This is a genomic window from Mesorhizobium sp. M7A.F.Ca.CA.002.15.2.1 (genome assembly GCF_003998715.1).
Taxonomy (GTDB): domain Bacteria; phylum Pseudomonadota; class Alphaproteobacteria; order Rhizobiales; family Rhizobiaceae; genus Mesorhizobium; species Mesorhizobium ciceri.
Window position 1 is genome coordinate 1 of record NZ_RZPI01000825.1, and the last position, 2,191, is coordinate 2,191.

At 63.3% G+C, this 2,191-nt stretch carries 3 protein-coding genes; 1 reads left to right on the plus strand and 2 read right to left on the minus strand.

Going from position 1 to position 2,191, the window contains the following annotated elements; translation table 11 throughout:
- Window positions 1-365, minus strand: a 365-nt coding sequence (locus ENZ74_RS29845; protein ID WP_127313216.1) for a DUF2059 domain-containing protein, incomplete at its 3' end; no start/stop codon positions are given.
- Window positions 352-1,083 (minus strand): ribose-5-phosphate isomerase RpiA, encoded by a 732-nt coding sequence (gene rpiA / locus ENZ74_RS29850; RefSeq protein ID WP_027036598.1) that lies wholly within the window; start codon window positions 1,081-1,083, stop codon window positions 352-354. The genes rpiA and ENZ74_RS29845, both read right to left, overlap by 14 nt.
- Window positions 1,084-1,408: 325 nt before the next feature.
- Between rpiA and ENZ74_RS29855 the strand changes: the two genes are divergently transcribed.
- Window positions 1,409-2,092 (plus strand): phosphoglycolate phosphatase, encoded by a 684-nt coding sequence (locus ENZ74_RS29855; protein WP_063167998.1) that lies wholly within the window; start codon window positions 1,409-1,411, stop codon window positions 2,090-2,092.
- Window positions 2,093-2,191: the final 99 nt, after the last annotated feature.

The following is a 2,191-nucleotide window of genomic DNA, read 5'->3' on the forward strand; positions in this document are numbered from 1 at the left end:
GAATTGTAGAAGGCGGCGATGTCGGTCAGTTCCTTTTCGGAGAACACTTTCGCGTAGGCGAGTGCGGCTTCCTTCTCGAGGTCGGCACGGCGCGAGGCCAGCGCCAGAGCCTTCTCGTTGATGGTCTTGCCGATCAGTTCCTGCATGTCCGGGTTCTTCTGGATCAGCTGCGATTCGAGCGCCGCGGCTGCCTGCGGCAGGATGTTGTCGAACGGGTCGGTCGCGTGGATCGCAGCGACCGCCGCGCGGGCGGCCTTCAGGTGCGCTTCCGTGACATCCTGCGAAAACGCCGGCGACGAGAAGGCGAAAACGGCCGAGGCCGCCAGAAGGACGGAAAGGCTGCGAACCCGGTTATGCAACGTCATGATCGGTAGAACTCCCTGGTTTTCGGGCGGCATGGACGGTTTGGATACCGTCGCCGCCGGCGATGATGGCCGCTGAAGCCAGCCCGATGAAAAGACCATGCTCGACCACGCCCGGAATGGCGTGGAGAGCATTCGAAAGCGCTCTTGTATCCGGAATGCGGCCAAAAGATGCATCGAGGATAAAATGGCCGCCGTCTGTAACAAAAGCCTGCCCGCCCGTCATCCTCAATGTGACCGGTCCGGAAAGACCGAGCTTTTCAGCCGCCGCGGCAACCGCGATTTCAGTGGCGCGCAGGCCGAACGGATTGACTTCGATCGGCAGGGGAAAACGGCCGAGCGTCTCGACCATCTTGGAGCGGTCGGCGATGACGATCATGCGCTGGGACGCCGCGGCGACGATCTTCTCGCGCAGCAGCGCGCCGCCGCCGCCCTTGACCAGGGTCAGTTCCGGGTCGACTTCGTCGGCGCCGTCGACGGTGAGATCCAGCTCTGGCGTTTCCTCCAGCGTCGACAGCGGCACGCCAAGCTCGCGGCAGAGCAACGCGGTGCGCTCCGAAGTCGGTACGCCGATGACGGTCATGCCGGTTGCAACCTTTTCGGCAAGCAGCCGCACGAACTCCTCGGCCGTGGTGCCGGTGCCGATGCCAAGCCGCATGCCGTCGCTTACATGGGCGAGTGCTGCCCGCGCGGCTTCGACCTTCAACTGCCTTGCATCCATGTCGGTTATTGCCCCGGAAATTCGCTGCCGGGCTCGTAGCATTTTTGCCGGTCCGGTCAAAGCCCTGGACGGCGCTTCTCCAGGTGATGCTCAGTGTAGGAATTATTTCCTTGACGGGTGAGTGCAGCTATGCTACATTTTTGCCTATGGTGCTGATTTGCGCCAACAACCCGCCGTCGAAGCGGGTTTTTTCATATCGGACGGGCCCGCTGCGAATGCCCGGCCTGATAAGCAGGCCCCGCCTGAACGAGCTGGCCCAGCGCTTGCCTTGACGCGCCGCAGCCTTTATCGCCTGCCCCTGTAGAAACTTGCCCCAGGACAGACCATGACCCGACCGATCATCGTGTTCGACCTCGACGGTACGCTGATCGACACAGCGCCGGACCTGCTCGACAGCCTCAACCACAGCCTGGCCGCCAGCGAGATCGCGGCGGTCGACGAAGCCGGCTTCAGGCGCTTTGTCGGTCACGGCGGCCGGGTGATGATCGAGCGGGCGCACGCCGCCCATCAGCGATCGCTTGCCGTCGAGGAGCACGACCGGCTGCTGAAACTTTTCCTCGACCACTACACGCTCAACATCCCCGGCAAGTCACGCCCCTACCCCGGTGTCGTCGAGGCGATCGCGCGCTTCGAGGAGGCCGGCTATACCCTCGCCATCTGCACCAACAAATACGAAGCCAACTCGCTGGCGCTGATCGAGGCGCTCGGCCTGACCAAACATTTCGCGGCCATCGCGGGCCAGGACACGTTCGCCTTCCGCAAACCCGACCCGCGCCATTTGATCGAGACCATAAAGCTGGCCGGCGGCGACCCTCACCGCGCCCTGATGGTCGGCGATTCGCAAACCGACATCGACACGGCGAAAGCCGCCGGCATTCCGGTGGTGGCGGTCGATTTCGGCTACACCGACCGCCATGTGCGCGAATTCGAACCGTCGGCTGTCATTTCGCATTTCGACGCCCTGACGCTCGACCTGGCGCAAAGGCTGATTGCCGCTGCCGGAAACTGACTGGAAGGCGGCCGGAGACAGGGCGCAAAGCACAGCAAAACCGATCCGTGTCAGAACGCCGGACAGCGCCTTGACTTCCCGCACCCGCCTCCCTTATAT